Origin of the sequence: Nesterenkonia sp. Act20 (genome assembly GCF_019173455.1) — a bacterium.
In the GTDB taxonomy this organism is placed as follows: domain Bacteria; phylum Actinomycetota; class Actinomycetes; order Actinomycetales; family Micrococcaceae; genus Nesterenkonia.
This window is the reverse complement of record NZ_JADPQH010000001.1, coordinates 353,576-371,068: the sequence shown is the minus strand read 5'-3', so window position 1 is coordinate 371,068 and position 17,493 is coordinate 353,576. Positions and strand designations below refer to the sequence as shown.

General features: G+C 65.4%; 15 protein-coding genes. 12 read left to right on the top strand and 3 right to left on the bottom strand.

What is annotated here, in order from left to right:
• Nucleotides 1–24 precede the first annotated feature (24 nt).
• From nrdE to IY716_RS01650, 3 genes are all read left to right on the top strand, one after another.
• Nucleotides 25–2,169, top strand: a complete 2,145-nt coding sequence (gene nrdE / locus IY716_RS01660; protein WP_218221343.1) for a class 1b ribonucleoside-diphosphate reductase subunit alpha — start codon at nucleotides 25–27, stop codon at nucleotides 2,167–2,169.
• A 95-nt stretch (nucleotides 2,170–2,264) separates the two neighbouring features.
• The gene (nrdF, locus tag IY716_RS01655) at nucleotides 2,265–3,239 is read left to right on the top strand and encodes a class 1b ribonucleoside-diphosphate reductase subunit beta (protein ID WP_218219912.1); all 975 of its coding nucleotides are present in this window, start codon (nucleotides 2,265–2,267) and stop codon (nucleotides 3,237–3,239) included.
• A 19-nt stretch (nucleotides 3,240–3,258) separates the two neighbouring features.
• Entirely contained in the window at nucleotides 3,259–4,038 is a 780-nt protein-coding gene (locus tag IY716_RS01650) for a lipoate--protein ligase family protein (protein WP_218219911.1), read from the top strand.
• Here IY716_RS01650 and IY716_RS01645 read toward each other — a convergent pair whose 3' ends face one another.
• The 3 genes from IY716_RS01645 to IY716_RS01635 form a co-directional block, all read right to left on the bottom strand.
• Nucleotides 4,039–4,695 (bottom strand): MBL fold metallo-hydrolase, encoded by a 657-nt coding sequence (locus IY716_RS01645; protein ID WP_218219910.1) that lies wholly within the window; start codon nucleotides 4,693–4,695, stop codon nucleotides 4,039–4,041.
• Nucleotides 4,696–4,703: 8 nt separating this feature from the next.
• The gene (locus IY716_RS01640) at nucleotides 4,704–5,813 is read right to left on the bottom strand and encodes an S-(hydroxymethyl)mycothiol dehydrogenase (RefSeq protein ID WP_218219909.1); all 1,110 of its coding nucleotides are present in this window, start codon (nucleotides 5,811–5,813) and stop codon (nucleotides 4,704–4,706) included.
• Nucleotides 5,814–5,899: 86 nt separating this feature from the next.
• A complete protein-coding gene (locus IY716_RS01635; protein WP_218219908.1) occupies nucleotides 5,900–6,511 on the bottom strand; it encodes a vitamin K epoxide reductase family protein in 612 nt (203 codons plus the stop codon).
• A 384-nt stretch (nucleotides 6,512–6,895) separates the two neighbouring features.
• Between IY716_RS01635 and IY716_RS01630 the strand changes: the two genes are divergently transcribed.
• The 9 genes from IY716_RS01630 (at nucleotide 6,896) to IY716_RS01590 (ending at nucleotide 17,492) form a co-directional block, all read left to right on the top strand.
• Nucleotides 6,896–9,844: an Rne/Rng family ribonuclease gene (locus tag IY716_RS01630; RefSeq protein WP_218219907.1), complete on the top strand. Its 2,949-nt coding sequence runs from the start codon at nucleotides 6,896–6,898 to the stop codon at nucleotides 9,842–9,844.
• Nucleotides 9,845–10,039: 195 nt separating this feature from the next.
• Complete coding sequence (gene rplU / locus IY716_RS01625) at nucleotides 10,040–10,348, top strand: 50S ribosomal protein L21 (protein ID WP_058889479.1); 309 nt, start codon at nucleotides 10,040–10,042, stop codon at nucleotides 10,346–10,348.
• Between the two features lie 52 nt (nucleotides 10,349–10,400).
• A complete protein-coding gene (rpmA, locus tag IY716_RS01620; RefSeq protein WP_218219906.1) occupies nucleotides 10,401–10,655 on the top strand; it encodes a 50S ribosomal protein L27 in 255 nt (84 codons plus the stop codon).
• A gap of 107 nt (nucleotides 10,656–10,762) precedes the next feature.
• Nucleotides 10,763–12,460 carry a GTPase ObgE gene (gene obgE / locus IY716_RS01615; RefSeq protein ID WP_218219905.1) on the top strand — a complete coding sequence of 566 codons (1,698 nt, stop codon included), beginning with the start codon at nucleotides 10,763–10,765 and terminating at the stop codon, nucleotides 12,458–12,460.
• Entirely contained in the window at nucleotides 12,457–13,611 is a 1,155-nt protein-coding gene (gene proB, locus IY716_RS01610; protein WP_218219904.1) for a glutamate 5-kinase, read from the top strand. Before obgE ends, proB begins: the two co-directional genes overlap by 4 nt.
• A gap of 2 nt (nucleotides 13,612–13,613) precedes the next feature.
• On the top strand, nucleotides 13,614–15,029 hold the full coding sequence (locus IY716_RS01605) for a glutamate-5-semialdehyde dehydrogenase (RefSeq protein ID WP_218219903.1): 1,416 nt from the start codon (nucleotides 13,614–13,616) through the stop codon (nucleotides 15,027–15,029).
• 66 nt (nucleotides 15,030–15,095) lie between these two features.
• Nucleotides 15,096–15,281 (top strand): hypothetical protein, encoded by a 186-nt coding sequence (locus IY716_RS01600; protein WP_192590446.1) that lies wholly within the window; start codon nucleotides 15,096–15,098, stop codon nucleotides 15,279–15,281.
• A 65-nt stretch (nucleotides 15,282–15,346) separates the two neighbouring features.
• Nucleotides 15,347–15,937: a nicotinate-nucleotide adenylyltransferase gene (gene nadD, locus IY716_RS01595; RefSeq protein WP_369699664.1), complete on the top strand. Its 591-nt coding sequence runs from the start codon at nucleotides 15,347–15,349 to the stop codon at nucleotides 15,935–15,937.
• A gap of 127 nt (nucleotides 15,938–16,064) precedes the next feature.
• Complete coding sequence (locus tag IY716_RS01590) at nucleotides 16,065–17,492, top strand: hypothetical protein (RefSeq protein ID WP_218219902.1); 1,428 nt, start codon at nucleotides 16,065–16,067, stop codon at nucleotides 17,490–17,492.
• Nucleotide 17,493: the final 1 nt, after the last annotated feature.

The following is a 17,493-nucleotide window of genomic DNA, read 5'->3' as shown; positions in this document are numbered from 1 at the left end:
CCGACCCAGCACGGCCGGGACTCCATGGACGCACCGCTGGCCAAAGCGATGCCCGCCCAGTGGCAGGGCCTGAGCTATCACGAGCTCAACGCCATGCTCAACCTCTATGGACCCGAGGGTGAGATCCAGTTCGAGGCGGATCAGCTCGCAGCCCGCCAGTACTTCCTGGACCACGTGAACACCAACACGGTCTTCTTCCACAACCTCCAGGAGAAGCTTGGCTACCTGGTTGAAAACGACTACTACGAGTTCGAGACGCTCGAGCAGTACTCCGACGAGTTCATCACCGCCATCTTCGATCGTGCCTATGCTGCGAAGTTCCGCTTCCCAACCTTCTTGGGCGCCTTCAAGTTCTACACTTCCTACGCGCTGAAGACCTTCGACGGCGACCGTTACCTGGAGCGCTACGAGGACCGTGTCACCATGGTCGCCCTGCATCTGGCCCGCGGTGACGAGCAGCTGGCTTACCGGATGGTCGATGAGATGATCTCCGGCCGTTTCCAGCCTGCCACCCCGACCTTCCTGAACTCAGGCAAGAAGCAGCGCGGCGAACTCGTCTCGTGCTTCCTGCTGCGCATCGAAGACAACATGGAGTCCATCGCCCGCGCGATCAACTCCTCCCTGCAGCTTTCCAAGCGCGGGGGAGGCGTGGCGCTCTCGCTGACCAACATCCGCGAGAACGGCGCCCCGATCAAGCACATCCAGAACCAGTCCTCCGGTGTGATCCCGGTGATGAAGCTTCTGGAAGACTCCTTCTCCTATGCGAACCAGCTGGGCGCACGCCAGGGTGCCGGCGCGGTCTATCTCAACGCTCACCACCCGGACATCTTCCGCTTCCTGGACACCAAGCGTGAGAACGCCGACGAGAAGATCCGGATCAAGACCCTCTCGCTCGGCGTCGTGGTCCCGGACATCACATTCGAGCTCGCCAAGAAGAACGAGCCGATGTACCTGTTCAGCCCCTATGACGTGGAACGCGTCTACGGGAAGGCATTCAGCGAGATCTCGGTCACTGAGAAGTATCACGAGATGGTCGACGACGCGCGGATCCGCAAGACCAAGATCAACGCACGTGAGTTCTTCCAGACCCTGGCCGAGATCCAGTTCGAGTCCGGTTACCCGTATGTGATGTTCGAAGACACGGTGAACCGGGCCAACCCGATCGCCGGACGGATCTCCATGTCCAACCTGTGCTCGGAGATCCTTCAGGTCTCGGAGCCCAGCGAGTTCGCCGATGACCTGAGCTACTCCGAGATCGGCAAGGACATCTCCTGCAACCTGGGCTCGATGAACATCGCCAAGGCGATGGACTCCCCGGACTTCGGCCAGACCATCGAGACCGCGATCCGCACGCTGACCGCTGTCTCGGACATGTCCTACATCAACTCGGTGCCCTCGATCGCTGAGGGCAACCGCCGCTCGCACGCGATCGGCCTGGGCCAGATGAACCTGCACGGCTACCTGGCGCGGGAACGCGTGCACTATGGGTCCGAAGAGGGCATCGATTTCACCAACATCTACTTCTACACGGTGCTCTACCACGCGCTTCGCTCCTCGAACAAGCTCTCGATCGAGACGGGTCAGCGCTTCGACGGCTTCGAGAACTCGAAGTATGCCACCGGCGAGTTCTTCGACAAGTACACCGAGCAGCCCTGGGAGCCTGCCACCGAGAAGGTCCGCACCCTGTTCGGCCACGTGAACATCCCCACCCAGGCTGACTGGCTGGAGCTCAAGGCCTCGGTCATGGCCCACGGCATCTACAACCAGAACCTGCAGGCGGTGCCGCCGACCGGCTCCATCTCCTACATCAACAACTCGACCTCCTCGATCCACCCAGTGGCCTCGAAGATCGAGATCCGCAAAGAAGGCAAGCTCGGCCGCGTCTACTACCCCGCGCCCTACCTCACCAACGACAACCTGGAGTACTACCAGGATGCCTATGAGATCGGGTACGAGAAGATCATCGACACCTACGCCGCGGCGACTCAGCACGTGGACCAGGGCCTGTCACTGACATTGTTCTTCAAGGACACCGCCAGCACCCGCGACATCAACAAGGCCCAGATCTATGCATGGCGCAAGGGCATCAAGACGCTCTACTACATCCGTCTTCGCCAGCTCGCGCTTGAAGGCACCGAAGTCGACGGCTGCGTCTCCTGCATGTTGTGACCCCAGCAGCTGTCATGAACCGCGGTGCCCACCAGGCGTGATCACCGAGGCCACACCCGGAACCGCACGCTTTTCTGAGAAAGAGACCCCTGACGTTGACACCATCTAAAGCGCTCCTCGAGCACGTCGAGGCGATCAACTGGAACCGCCTCCAGGACGAGAAGGACAGCGAAGTCTGGAACAGGCTGGTCAACAACTTCTGGTTGCCCGAGAAGATCCCGCTCTCCAACGACGTCCAGTCCTGGGCGACGCTGACCCAGGAGGAGAAGACCCTCACCATGCGGGTCTTCACCGGGCTGACGCTGCTGGACACCATCCAGGGCACCGTGGGCGCCGTCGCGCTGATCCCGCACGCGCTGACCCAGCACGAAGAGGCGGTGCTGACCAACATCTCCTTCATGGAGTCGGTCCACGCCAAGTCCTACTCGCAGATCTTCTCCACGCTGTGCTCCACCAAGGAGATCGACGAGGCCTTCCGCTGGTCCAAGGAGAACGCGAACCTGCAGCGCAAGGCGCAGATCGTCATGGACTATTACCACGGCGATGACGGACTCAAGAAGCGGGTGGCCTCCACGATCCTGGAGTCCTTCCTCTTCTACTCCGGGTTCTACCTGCCGATGCACTGGTCCTCCCGCGCCAAGCTGACCAACACCGCCGACATCATCCGGCTGATCATCCGCGACGAAGCCGTGCACGGCTACTACATCGGCTATAAGTACCAGCGGGCGCTGGAGCGCGAGAGCCCGGAACGTCAGCAGGAGCTCAAGGACTATACCTACGAGCTGATGTACGAGCTCTACGAGAACGAGCTGCAGTACACCCACGATCTCTATGACGGGGTGGGCCTCAGCGAGGACGTCAAGAAGTTCCTGCATTACAACGCCAACAAGGCGCTGATGAACCTGGGCTACGAAGCGATGTTCCCCAAGGAGATCAGCGACGTGAACCCGGCCATCCTCTCCGCGCTGAGCCCCAATGCCGATGAGAATCACGACTTTTTCTCCGGCTCAGGCTCTTCCTACGTGATCGGCAAGGCCGAGGAGACCGAAGACGACGACTGGGACTTCTAGACCGAGCAGAGACGAAGAGATGACGCACGCGGGCCGGCTTGAGGTCTACCGACAGCAGACCAGCGATGGTGCTCACGGGGACCTCGAGCTGGCCCTCGCGCTGTTGCAGCGCACCAGGAACCAGGGCCGACGTTCCGCTGACCAGCCGGCCCCGCTGCTCAGGCTGTATCGACCGGAGCCCACAGTCGCCTTCGGACAGCGGGATCAGCGACTTCCAGGGTTCGACGACGCCGCGGCAGCCTGCCGGGACCAAGGCTTCACGCCGCTGGTGCGCCGGGCCGGCGGACGCGCTGCCGCCTACCACCAGGGCTCGCTGGTGATCGACCACATCGAACCGGACAGTGATCCGATCCGCGAGACCCAGGCGCGCTTCACCGCCTTCGGGGAGCTGCTCCAGGAGGCGCTTGGCCAGCTCGGCGTGGATGCCCGGCTCGGTCCGATCCCGGGTGAGTACTGCCTCGGGGATCATTCTGTCCACGGAATCTCCCTGGTGGACCCGGACCGGCGCATCAAGCTCGTCGGCACAGCTCAGCGGGTCATCAGCTCGGGGTGGCTGTTCTCCTCCTCCATCATTGTGGAGGGCGGCGCGGTCATTCGCCGGGTGCTCTCGGAGGCCTATGCGGCGCTGGAGATTCCATGGGATCCGCTGACAGCGGGTTCAGTCACCGAGCTCGGCCTGGATCTCACCGTGGATGAGGTGGAGCAGTCGGTGCTCGATGCCTACGCGCGGCACTGGGCGCTGGAGGAGATCGCGGAGAATCCGGCGACCTCCTCCAGCACTTCAGCGCTGCGCAGGTGATCACTCGCCGCGATCGATCCACTCCTGCAGATGCGGAGACTCCGCGCCGATCGAGGTCGAGGGGCCGTGCCCGGTGTTGACCAGCGTCTCCGTGGGAAGCTCCTGGAACAGCCGCGTCCTGATCGACTCGATGATCGTCTCAAAGCTGGAGAAGGATCGCCCCGTCGCTCCTGGGCCACCGGCGAAGAGCGTGTCCCCGGAGAAGAGCACGGGCTGGACCGTGCCGTCGGGCCCGGCGAGGGACGACGCGTAGAAGCACGTGGAGCCGGGGGAGTGCCCGGGAGTGTGGATCGCGACCAGCTGGGCGTCTCCCACTGTGAAGAGATCTCCGTCGGTGATGTCCACATCGGGCACAGTGCCCTCGTGGACGGCGTCCCAGAGCATCTGGTCCTCGGGGTTGAGATGGATCCGACCGCCCACGCGCTTCTGGACCTGAAGGGCCTGGCTGATGTGATCATCATGCCCGTGAGTGAGCAGGATGTCGGTGACCGCACGCGCGCCCACGGCTTCCACCACGGCGTCCGCGTCGTGAGCGGGGTCGATCAGGATGACCTCGTGCTCGTCACCGATGATCCAGACGTTGTTGTCCACCTCCCAGGTGCCGCCGTCGAGCGAAAAGGTGCCGGAGGTGACAAGGTTCTCAAAACTGGTGCTCATGGGGGTCCTCAATTCTTCGGGGCGGACTGCAGCTCCACGACAGAGCGCAGCACCTCACCGCGGTTCATCGTGTCAAAGGCTTCCTGGACCTGATCCAGCGCCACGCGTTCGGTGACGAAGGCATCCAGGTCGAGGTTTCCGTTGCGATAGTGACTGACCAGCATCGGGAAGTCCCGGGAGGGCAGGCAGTCGCCGTACCAGGAGGACTTCAATGAGCCGCCGCGACCGAAGACGTCGGCCAGCGGCAGTTCCAGGGTGTGGGAGGGATCGGGGACACCGACCAGCACGACGCGGCCGGCGAGGTCGCGGGCGTAGAAGGCCTGCTTATAGGTCTCAGGACGCCCGACCGCATCGATGACCAGGTCTGCACCGAATCCGCCGGTCAGTTCACGGATACGCTCCACGACGTCGGTCTCGCTGGGATTGACCATATGGGTGGCGCCGAGCTCGGCCGCCGTGGCCAGCTTTCGCTCGTCGAGGTCCACCGCGATGATGGTGGTCGCGCCGGCAAGCTTCGCGCCGAGCACTGCGGCGGTGCCGACACCGCCGACGCCGATCACTGCGACGGACTCGCCGCGCTTGACCTCACCGGTGTTGATGGCAGCGCCGATGCCCGCCATGATGCCGCAGCCGAGCAGACCGACGGCGGCGTTGGACTCTGCCGGAAGGTCTTCGACCACGGTGCACTGACCGGCTGCCACGAGGGTCTTCTCGGCGAAGGCGCCGATGCCCAGGGCAGCCTCGAGCTCGGTGCCATCGGTCAGCGTCATCTTCTGTTCTGCGTTATGCGTGTCGAAGCAGTACTGAGGCTCGCCTTTGCGGCACGCCCTGCATTCACCACAGACGGCGCGCCAGTTCAGGATGACGGTGTCACCGACCTTGACGTTGGTGACGCCCTCACCGATCTGTGAGACCCGGCCGGTGGCCTCATGGCCGAGCAGATAAGGGAAGTTATCGCCCACCTCACCCTGCTGGTAGTGCTGGTCGGTCTGGCACACGCCACAGGTCAGGACGTCGACGACGACCTCACCGGCGATCGGATCAGGAACCACGATCTGCTCGAGAACAGCCGGTCCGTTCTTCTCTTTGACGACGACGGCATTTACGGTCTGGGACATAGCCAGCCCTCCATATCAGCAGGTCTCAGGTGAAGCGGGAATTGCTTGCCCGATTCCACGATATCCCAGCGGCAGGAGGGGACTTCTCAGCCCGTGAAGGCGTTGGGGAACGCCACGATGATGCTGGCCACCACCACCAGATAGATCAGCACGATGGCGACCCACCACCAGTCGGCGGAGATTCGGCGCAGCCGCGGACCGGCCGGGATGACCCCGCTGCCGATGTTGCCCGCCGTCACGACGATGAACATCGGCACGACGGCGGCCCAGACGATCATGCAGTACGGGCACAGTGCGCCGATGGAATAGACCGCCTGTGACCAGAGCCAGATGCAGAACCCGAATGCGAAGGTGACTCCCGCCTGAAGTCCGAGCCAGTACCAGCGGGGAAGCTGCACCCGGCCCAAGATCGTGACGGCCACCAGGATCGCCAGCGGGAAGCCCACGACGCCCAGGAAGATGTTCGGGAATCCGAAGGTCGATGCCTGCCAGGAGTCCATCACCAGGCCGCAGGAGACCCACGGATTGATGTCGCAGGCGGTGGTGTAATCCGCGTCCTGCCACAGTGCGATGCGCTCACGCATCAGCGCAAGACTGGCCGCGGCGCCGATGATCGCCGTCACCAGCAGCCAGAGCCCGAGGGCCGGCGAGGACACGATGCGGGGCTGAGTGCGCTGGTCTGTGGGGTGAAGGGCCATGCGGGGATTCTACGCAGGATAGCTGGAGGGGTATGCGATACTGAGTGGCATCGGCGAGCGGACCACACCCGCAGACCGAGAAGGCTTACACGCCATCGCTTCAGCATTGGATGAATGACGCTGTGGATGAACACCCCGCAGCAGATGCTCAGGAGTGGTGAGTAGCCACTGGAAGGCCGCGCAGAGCGCGCTCCGCGAGAACGGGAGCAGCGCCCGGAAGGCCAGTGGAGCTTGAATATAGGTTTGAGACAACATCAATACGTGGAATGAGCAGGTCGCACCCGTCGTGAGAGCCAGGGGAAACGCGACCGGCTGAATCCACCCAAGCAGAGCCGCGGACGCGGTGAGTGTGGCACCGTGGGAGCGGTCAGGAGCAATTCCATAATGTCCCACAACGAGACACCCGCGGACGACACGGCGGGCAATAACGACATCTTCAATCCCTTCAGTGCCCCTCCGGCTCCGAAGAGCGGATCAGAGACCGACTCCAGCCAGTCCTCTGAGCCGGCCGAGTCGGCTCCCGTGGCGGACCCGGTCAATGTCCTGTTCCAGGCCCCAGACCTGACCACCGCCAAGCCGAAGACGAGCCGTCGCTCCAGCAAGGACGCTGATCCGCAGCCCGATTCGCAGGATCGCGACTACGAGGACGACCGCGGCAGCGGCCGCCAGACGCAGCAAGACTCCGCCGCGCAGGAGAACTCCCAGCGCAGCGATTCCGAGTACTCGCAGGATCGAGACTCCGAGGACGAGGACGGCTCGGGTCGCCGCTCACGGCGCAAGCGCCGCCGCGGAGGCCGGAACAAGAACCGCGGCTCCGATTCTGAATCGGGCGAGTCCACGAACGATTCAGAATCCCAGAACGCCGGCAAGAACTCCGGTCAGAACGCCGAACAGGGTTCCGAAGCCAGCGATTCGCGGGACAGCTCGGGATCACGGAACTTGAAGGGATCCTCGGCGTCGGACGCCGACACCGATTCCGCCAGCGACTCCGGTGACGAGTTCACCTCGCCGCGAAACGACTCGCAGGGCAAGGACGACGAAGGCCCGGTCATCCGCAAGCGCCGCCGTCGTCGTCGTGGCACCTCGGACCTCGAGGTGGAGTCCAACGAAGATGACGCCCACACCGTCACCCGCGTGCGGGCTCCCCGCGAGAGCGCCGAAGCACCCGCCTCGGACAAGGTGACCGGCCTGAAGGGCTCCACCAGGCTCGAGGCGAAGCGGCAGCGTCGTCGTTCATCCCGCGAAGGCGGTCGCCGACGCCAGGTCATCACCGAGGCGGAGTTCCTCGCGCGCCGTGAGTCAGTGGACCGCAAGATGATCGTGCGCCAGCGCGGAGAGCGCATCCAGATCGGCGTCCTGGAAGACGGCGTCCTGGCGGAGCACTACGTGTCCCACACCACCCAGGACTCGCTCATCGGCAACGTCTACCTCGGCAAGGTGCAGAACGTGCTGCCCTCCATGGAAGCGGCGTTCGTCGACATCGGCCGCGGACGCAATGCCGTGCTCTACGCCGGTGAGGTCGACTGGGCCGCATCACGGCTCAACGGCGGCCCCCGCAAGATCGAGAACGCACTGAAGTCCGGTGACTCGGTCCTGGTGCAGGTGACCAAGGACCCCGTGGGACATAAGGGAGCCCGGCTGACCAGTCAGATCTCCCTGCCAGGCCGGTATCTGGTCTTCGTCCCGGGCGGCTCCATGACCGGCATCTCCCGCAAGCTCCCCGACACCGAGCGGGCGAGGCTGAAGAAGGTCCTGAAGGACCATATGCCGGACAATGCCGGAGTCATCGTACGCACCGCGGCGGAAGGCGCCTCCGAGGAGGAGCTGACCAACGACATCAACCGGCTGCGAGCACTCTGGGAGCAGATCCAGAGCCAGACCGGGGAGAAGAAGGTGCTGGCCCCGGAGCTGTTCTACGCGGAGCCGGACCTGACCATCAAGGTGGTGCGCGATGTCTTCAACGAGGACTTCTCCTCCATGGAGGTCCAGGGCGAGCAGACCTGGGACAACATCGAGGCCTACGTCACCTATGTCGCGCCGCACCTGCTCGATCGACTGAAGCAGTGGATCCCCGAAGAGCAGAAGGCTGACGACATCTTCGCCCATCATCGGATCGATGAGCAGCTCAACAAGGCTCTGGAGCGCAAGGTCAACCTGCCCTCCGGCGGTTCGCTGGTCTTCGACCGCACCGAAGCGATGACCGTGGTCGACGTCAACACCGGCAAATTCACCGGGTCCGGCGGCAACCTCGAGGAGACCGTCACGAAGAACAACCTTGAGGCAGCCGAAGAGCTGGTGCGCCAGCTGCGCCTGCGCGACATCGGCGGCATCATCGTGATCGACTTCATCGATATGGTCCTCGAGGCCAACCGCGATCTGGTGCTGCGCCGCATGGTGGAGTGCCTGGGCCGCGATCGGACCAAGCACCAGGTCGCCGAGGTCACCTCGCTGGGTCTGGTCCAGATGACCCGCAAGCGGATGGGCACCGGGCTGCTGGAGGTCTTCTCCGAGGATTGCCAGCACTGCGCCGGACGCGGAGTCGTCACGCAGGCGGAGCCCATCGAGCACCGCGCCGCCTACACCTCACAGGGCGAGCAGCAGAACTCCAAGCCCGCCAAGAAGCGCCGCAAGGGCCGCAGCCGTCGTGATGACGAGCCCGAGACTCAGCAGTCGACTCCCGAGGTGGACCCGCAGGAGAAGGAGCGGCAGGAGAAGGCCCGTCAGGCTCTCGCCCAGGTGGCCGCCGCCACGGCGAGCAAGCACGCCGAGGAGGAGGAGCAGAGCGCCTCTGCAGAGAGCCAGGCGCAGCAGCCGCGCGGCTCGCGTCGCAGCGGACGCCGCAGTGCCAGTCAGCCGGCAGGCAGCACGAGCTCCACAGCCTCGGCAGCCAGCACCGGATCCGACGACGGCCAGGATGATTCCAGCTCAGCAGACTCCGCGCCCCAGCCCTCCAGCGCCGAGGTGCTGCGGATCGGTGGGGAAGAGGTGCCGCTGCCGCGCGCCGAGAAGGGCGAGGCAGCAGGTTCTGGAGCAAAGCCCACGGCGGCCGAGGAGAAGCAGGTCTCCCTGGACACCCTCGGGCAGGCGCTGGATTCGCGTGAACCGCGCACCCCGGCGCGGCCAGCGCGCCGTCGTCGCCGTGCTGCCGGTTCGGTCCAGGGCGCATCCGGGGAGGTGCAGCAGATCGCTGCCGCCGAGAAGCCCGCGAGCACCTCGTTCTCCTCAGCTGCCACGGAGCAGCCGGCTGCGCAGGCCCCCAAGAAGGCTGCAGCCGCTGAGCCGGTGATGCTCGGAGTGGGCGTCAAGGCCGAAGAGATCGCACGCCCCGAATAGGCAGCGGGCCGGGCCCGCTCGACGGGTCCGGCCAACTTGCTGTCACCGAGCACGTCGCGTAGGGTTGACCCTTGGTGTTATAGGCACCAACATGTCTTCCGCACAGCTCAGCGGTGAACTTCTCAGCAGAGGATTTCCCGCAGAGATGTGTGATTGGTTTAGTCCGAAATGATCATCGAGAGAAGTGAGTCCCAAGTGGTGTACGCGATTGTCCGCGCTGGCGGCCGCCAGGAAAAGGTTTCCGTTGGAGACCTCGTGACCGTTGACCGAGTTCCGGGCGCGGCAGGCAGCACCATTAAGCTGCCGGCAGTGATGCTGGTGGACGGGGACAAGGTCACTACCGCAGCAGATGAGCTCGCCAAGGTCTCAGTCGAGGCCGAGGTTCTGGAGAACATCCGCGGTAAGAAGATCGTCATTGAGAAGTTCAAGAACAAGACCGGCTACCGCAAGCGCCAGGGTCACCGTTCAGAACTCACCCGTATCAAGGTGACCTCGATCGCCTGAGGCGTTCAAGGTTCGCATATTCCCCGTTCTCCCCGAGAGGTAGGCAGACCCAATGGCACATAAAAAAGGTGCGAGCTCGACTCGCAACGGCCGCGATTCCAACGCACAGTACCTGGGCGTGAAGCGCTTCGGCGGTCAGACCGTCAACGCTGGTGAGATCCTCATCCGCCAGCGCGGCACCAAGTTCCACCCCGGCCTCAATGTCGGACGCGGTGGCGACGACACGCTTTTCGCGCTCTCGAACGGAGCTGTCGAGTTCGGCAGCCGCCGCGGGCGTAAGGTCGTGAACATCGTCCCAGCAGCCTGATCCAGGCCTGCACAGACGTTTCGTACGTACAGTCGAGGGTGGGCCCACTTGATGGGCCCACCCTCGACTTGTCTTAAGTCAGCATCTTCTTCAAGGAGTCTCCAGCCATGGCACATTTCGTCGACCGAGTGGTCCTCCACACCACAGGCGGTAACGGTGGCCACGGCTGCGTCTCCGTGCACCGCGAGAAGTTCAAGCCCCTCGGCGGCCCCGACGGCGGCAACGGCGGCGACGGCGGCTCAGTGGTGCTGGTGGTCGATCCGCAGACCACCACGCTGCTGGAGTACCACCACCGCCCCCACCGCCACGGACAGGACGGCGGCGTCGGCCAGGGCGACCTCAGGCACGGAACGCGTGGGCCGGTGCTGGAGCTTCCGGTGCCCGAGGGGACCGTGGTCAAGGACCGCGAGGGTCGCGTGCTCGCGGACCTCGTCGAGCCAGGTGCCCGGTTCACGATCGCTGAAGGCGGTCAGGGCGGTCTCGGCAATGCCGCCCTGTCCTCCAAGAAGCGCAAAGCTCCCGGTTTCGCTCTGCTGGGCACTCCCGGCGACGCTCAGGACGTGGTCCTGGAGCTGAAGTCCGTGGCTGACATCGCCCTGGTCGGCTTCCCTTCCGCCGGTAAATCCAGCTTGATCGCTGCGATGAGCGCAGCCCGCCCCAAGATTGCCGACTACCCGTTCACCACGCTGGTGCCGAACCTGGGCGTGGTCGAGGCCGGAGAGACCCGCTTCACCGTGGCGGACGTTCCGGGACTCATCCCCGGTGCCGCCGAGGGCAAGGGTCTGGGACATGAGTTCCTGCGCCATGTGGAGCGCTGCGCCGCTCTGGTCCACGTCCTCGACTGTGCCTCACTGGAGACTGACCGCGACCCGCTCGGCGACCTCGACGCCATCGAGGCCGAACTGGCGGCCTATGCTCCTGACGCAGTGGAGGGAGCCGGTGGCACGGCGGACAACTCCTCGAATGCCGTGCCGCTCAACGACCGGCCCCGGCTGGTGGCGCTGAACAAGACTGATCTTCCCGACGGTGCGGCCATGGCCGAGCTGGTCCGCGAGGAGCTGACTTCGCGCGGCTACCGCGTCTTCGACGTCTCCGCACTGAACCGCGACGGACTCCGAGACCTGGGCTTCGCCATGGCGGAACTGGTGCTCGAGGCTCGCGCCCAGCGGGAGATCGAACCCGCTCCCGTTCCGGTGACCGTGCGCCCCCGGGCGGTGAACCGCAAGCAGTTCACCGTCACTGCTGAGTCCAAGGGCGGGGAGCCGCTCTGGCGCGTCCGCGGCGACAAGCCCGAGCGCTGGATCGTGCAGACAGACTTCGGCAACGACGAAGCCGTCGGCTACCTCGCCGACCGGCTCGTCGCTGTGGGCATCGAAGATGAACTCTTCAAACAGGGCGCCAAGCCCGGCGATGCCGTGGTGATCGGCTCTGAGCTCGACGGCGTGGTCTTCGACTGGGAGCCCACGATGGCAGCCGGTGCCGAGCATCTGGGTGGCCCGCGTGGCACCGACCTGCGCTTCGACGATCATTCCCGGCCCACCCGTGCCGAGAAGAAGCAGGATCAGGCTGATCGTCGGGCCGCCAAGGCATCCACGCGTGCCGAGATGGAGGCCGACTATCGCGCTCAGGACGGCGCTCCGACCAAGCGCCGCGCCGAGGCGGCGACCGCCGAGCGTCGCGATGACGGTGCACCCACCAGCACCAAGGACGCCGACGGCGTGGAGATCCACTATCCGCACGGCAACCCGGACGACCTGCAGGACGAGGGCTTCGGCGCTGATGAGGTGGAGGCGGACACACGATGAGCACCCCGCGCCTGACCGAGTCCCTGGTCGCCTCCCGGGCAGACCTGCGCCAGGCGAGGCGCCTGGTGGTGAAGATCGGCTCCTCCTCGCTCACCACCATCGACGGAGGCATCTCCGTGGACGCGTTGAACCGGCTGGTCGCTGACCTGCAGGTGCTGCGCGATCGGGGGACCGAGGTCGTGCTGGTCTCCTCCGGCGCCATCGCGGCAGGACTGGCCCCGCTGGGTCTGGGGAGTCGTCCGCAGGATCTCGCCACCCAGCAGGCCGCCGCCGCCGTCGGCCAGGGTCTGCTCCTGGCGCATTACACGCGTGCCTTCACCCAGTACCAGACCACCGTCTCGCAGGTGCTGCTGACCGTAGAAGATCTCATGCGACGCACGCAGTACACCAACGCACTGCGCACCTTGGAGAAGCTGCTGAGCCTGGGGGCTGTGCCGGTGGTCAATGAGAACGATGCCGTGGCCACCCACGAGATTCGATTCGGCGACAACGATCGGCTTGCGGCGCTGACGGCGAACCTGCTCCGCGCCGATGCGCTGATCCTGCTCTCCGATGTCGATGCGCTCTACGACGGGCCCCCCGACGAGGGGGGCCATCAGGTGCCCTATGTCGCCGGTCCCGAAGACCTGCGCGGCGTCACCCTCGGACGACGCGGCAAGGCCGGCGTCGGCACCGGGGGAATGGTCACCAAGGTCGAGGCCGCGCAGATCGCCGCCTCCAACGGCATCCCCGCACTGCTGACCTCGGCACCCAACGCACGGCGCCTCTTCCAGGGCGAGGAGGTGGGAACCTTTTTCGGTGCTCGCGGCCGCAGGCGCGGGGCACGATCGGCCTGGATCGCTCACCTGGCCCATCCCAAGGGCCGGCTCACCATCGACGACGGCGCCATCGCCGCCGTCGTCGAAGGCCGCCGCTCGCTGCTGTGTGCGGGGATCATCGCCCTCAGCGGTGACTTCGAGGCTTCTGACCCGGTGGAGATCACCGACCGGGAAGGGACGGTGCGCGCCAGGGGACTGGTGGGGTATTCCTCCGCCGAACTTCCGCAGATGCTGGGCCGTTCCACCGCCGATCTGGGCGCGGACCTTGGCGCTGAATATGAACGGGCAGTGATTCACGCAGATGACATCGTCCGCATCGAGACTAGGCTGTGAACATGGCAGAGGAACAGCAGACCCAGCACACCGACGACGACACGGCCCGCGACGAAGAGCAGAACAGCGCTCAGAGCACTGCCGGTGACACCGACCAGGACGCTGGTCAGGCCACTGATCAGGACATCGAGTCAGGCATCCGCGAAGTCACCTCGCGGGCACGGGCCGCCTCGCGCGGCCTGGGCGCCATGGATCGTGAGCACAAGGACCGGACCCTGGCCGCCGTCGCCTCCGGACTGCGCGAATCGGCAGCCTCGCTGACCCAGGCCAACGACGAGGACCTGGAGCGCGGCCGTGAAGCCGGGCTCAGCCGCTCTCTCCTGGACAGGCTGGCCCTGAGCCCGGAGAGGATCGAGGCTCTCGCCGCCTCCGTGGAAGAGGTCATGGGACTCAGCGACCCTGTCGGGCGTGTGCTGCAGGGCCGCACCCTGCCGAACGGGCTTCGACTGACCCAGGTCAGCGTCCCGCTGGGTGTCATGGGCGTCATCTACGAGGCCAGGCCCAACGTGACCGTGGACATCGCGGCGCTGGGCCTGAAGTCAGGAAACGCCGTCATCCTGCGCGGCGGCTCCGCAGCCAAGAACACCAATGAGATGCTGCTCGCCATCATCCGCGAGGCGCTGCGCACCACCTCCGTGCCCGTGGACTCCGTACAGTCCATCGACGCCTACGGCAGAGCCGGCGCCACCGCCCTGATGACCCAGCGCGGCTCCGTGGACGTGCTCATCCCGCGCGGCGGCCACGAGCTCATCCAACACGTGGTGCAGAACTCCCGGGTTCCGGTCATCGAGACCGGCGAGGGCAACGTGCACATCTATGTGGACGCCAATGCGAATCCGGAGACCGCTCGGAACATCGTGGTGAACTCCAAGACTTCTCGTCCCAGCGTCTGCAATGCCGCTGAGACCCTCTTGCTGCACGCCCAGGCAGAGGACGCAGGCCGGGAGGTGCTTCGCGGACTGCTGCGCTCAGGAGTGAACCTGCGTGTGGACCCGCGAGTGCGTGAATGGCTCCCCGCCGAGGAGCCGGCGGACCTCTCGCAGGACCGTGCGCCCTTCGGCACCGTCAGCGAGGCCACCGAGGAAGACTTCGCCACGGAGTTCCATGACCTGGAGATGGCAGTGGGCGTGGTCGACTCCCTGGAGGAGGCGATCACCCACATCGGCCGGTGGACGACCGGGCACACCGAGGCCATCGTCACCGACTCTGTGGCCAACGCCGATCGTTTCGTCGCTGAGGTTGATGCGGCCGCGGTCATCGTCAACGCCTCCACGCGTTTCACCGATGGCGGGCAGTTCGGCCTGGGAGCCGAAGTGGGCATCTCCACTCAGAAGATGCACGCCCGAGGCCCGATGGGCATGGCCGAGCTGACCACCACCAAGTGGGTCGTGCGCGGCGAGGGTCAGGTCCGTCAATAGTTCCCGTACACTGGGGACCGATAAATCCGCGTTCACATCGTCGTTCATCCCATATGAGGGAGAAGCATGCTCAACCTGCACGTGCTCGCCACCGTCCTCGGCGCCGAGACTGAAGAACACCACGCGCTGCCTATCGAGGCCCACTGGTACGGCATCATCATGTTCGCCCTGCTGCTCCTGCTGCTGCTGGTGACGCTCGGCTTCGCCAACAAGGGCCGCGAGCTGCCGGCCCAGACCCACGGCGACCACTGACGCCGTTGGCTCAACGACACCCGCGGGCAGCCGCCACCTCTGAGCGGGCGCCCGGTCCGCTTCGGCTGGGGATCATGGGCGGAACCTTCGATCCGATCCACCACGGACACCTGGTGGCCGCCAGCGAGGTGGCGACGGAGTTCGAGCTCGACGAGGTCATCTTCGTCCCCACCGGCCAGCCCTGGCAGAAGGCCGGCCGGGAGGTCGCAGAAGCTGAACATCGCTATCTGCTCACCGTGGTCGCCACCGCTGCCAACCCGCGATTCACCGTCTCCCGTGTGGACATCGACCGGGGCGGGGCCACCTACACCATCGACACGCTCCGAGACTTCCGTGAGATGTACCCGGATGCCGAGCTGTTCTTCATCACCGGGGCAGACGCCATGGCACAGATCATGTCCTGGAAGAACGTAGATGAGCTGTGGGAGCTCGCGCACTTCGTCTCAGTGACGCGCCCCGGCTACGCCTCCGAGGATTTCGGACGCACCAAGGAGATCTCGCTGATGGAGATCCCAGCGATGGCCATCTCCTCGACGGACTGTCGAGAGCGTGTGCGGGCGGAGAAGCCTGTCTGGTACCTCGTCCCCGATGGGGTCGTGCAGTACATCGCCAAGCATCGGCTCTATCAGCCGGATTCCACCTCCTCCGCGCGTTGAGCGTGCCGCACCGCCGTGGCGCGGCATACGATGGACACTGGTGCTCCTTTGATGAGACCGATCAATTCGCAGGCAATGTTCTGGCTCGGGCAGCACAGCCTGACCAGGGCCTTCAGGAGGCTGGACGATGACCGCAGAGAACACCGAGTCGACTGGCGCCTCGGGCGGAGACGACCTGCGCGCCAGGTATCTCCCGGTCTCACGCAAAGAACTGCGCCGCCGCCGCGAGGCTGAACTGGCTGCCGAACGCGCCGCCACGAGCTCCAGCGAGGACAACGCGGACATCCCGACTCCGGGCGTGGCCGATCCGGATGATACGCAGGACGCGGATCAGCCGCTTCCGCCGGCGGTCTCAGCCGAGACTCCCGGGGAGGCCCTCGAGTCGGACGACCCCGAAGACCCGTCCGAAGCCCCCGCCGCAGACGGTGCTCCCGAGCCCGAGCCCGAGCCCGAGCCCGAGCCCGAGCCCGAGCCTTGGGGCTTCACCTCACCCATCCCGACAGCCCCCGCGGCATCCGCGTCGCCGACGCCGGAAGATCAGGACCTCCTGGACGACGCGCATGATGTCGACGAGGAGCACGAGGGTGACCACGGCGAAGTCGACGCCGAGCAGGATGAGCCGGGGAACAGCGCCGCCGTGGATGAGGCATCGGGCGTCCATGGGGTCGACCTGGCGGATGTCGCAACCGACGCTGACATTGAAGACGAAGACACTGAAGACGAAGACACTGAAGACGAAGACATCGCTGACGATGACGCGGGTGATGACGGTGCGGACGCCGAGGAAGCCCAGCTAGACGAGGATGAGGTCTCCGGCGCCGAAGATGCCGGTCTGCCCGAGGATCGTGCAGAAGCCGAGCCCGAAGAGTTCGACGACGTCGAGGCGAGTCACGATGTCGATGCGACTGACTCTGAGCTGGACCCGGGTGCAGAGACCGACGAGGACCCGCTGAGCCTGCCTGAGCCCCCGCGAACCGACACCTCATCCGGGCGTCCCCAGGACCTGCCCGGCACGGAGATCGAGGACGAGGACGACGCTCCGGTTCCCGCCTCCAGGAAATCCCGTCGCAGCCTGCGCCTGACCGGCAGCATGTCCGTGCTCTCGGAGGACAAGCTGGCGGAGCTCCATGAGATCCACCAGGCAGTGATCGCCTCCGATGACCCGAACCGCGTCGACCCCGAGCTGCTGAAGAAGCAGCAGGCACTGGCCGCCCGCGCCATGCAGGCGAACCAGGAACGGCGCCGCGCGGAACAGGTCGAGGCCGAGCGTGACGAGCGCATGCGCCGTCGTCGGCTTCTTCCGGAATCCGAAGTGATCACGCGCAAGGCGCTGCGCGCGCATATGGAGTCGGACGAGGCCGCGGAGCACACCGACTACGCCACGGGGTCCATCGAACCGATCCAGGCTCGAGGGGCTCATGGTCTCGAGATCGACGCCATGGTTGAGCACAGCACCCGCCAAGGTGCACGTCAGTCCATGATGGGCTGGCTTGTGATCATTCTCGCCGTGCTGTTGGTGATCGCTGTCGGCGTCGTTCTCTCATTCATCCTCTAAG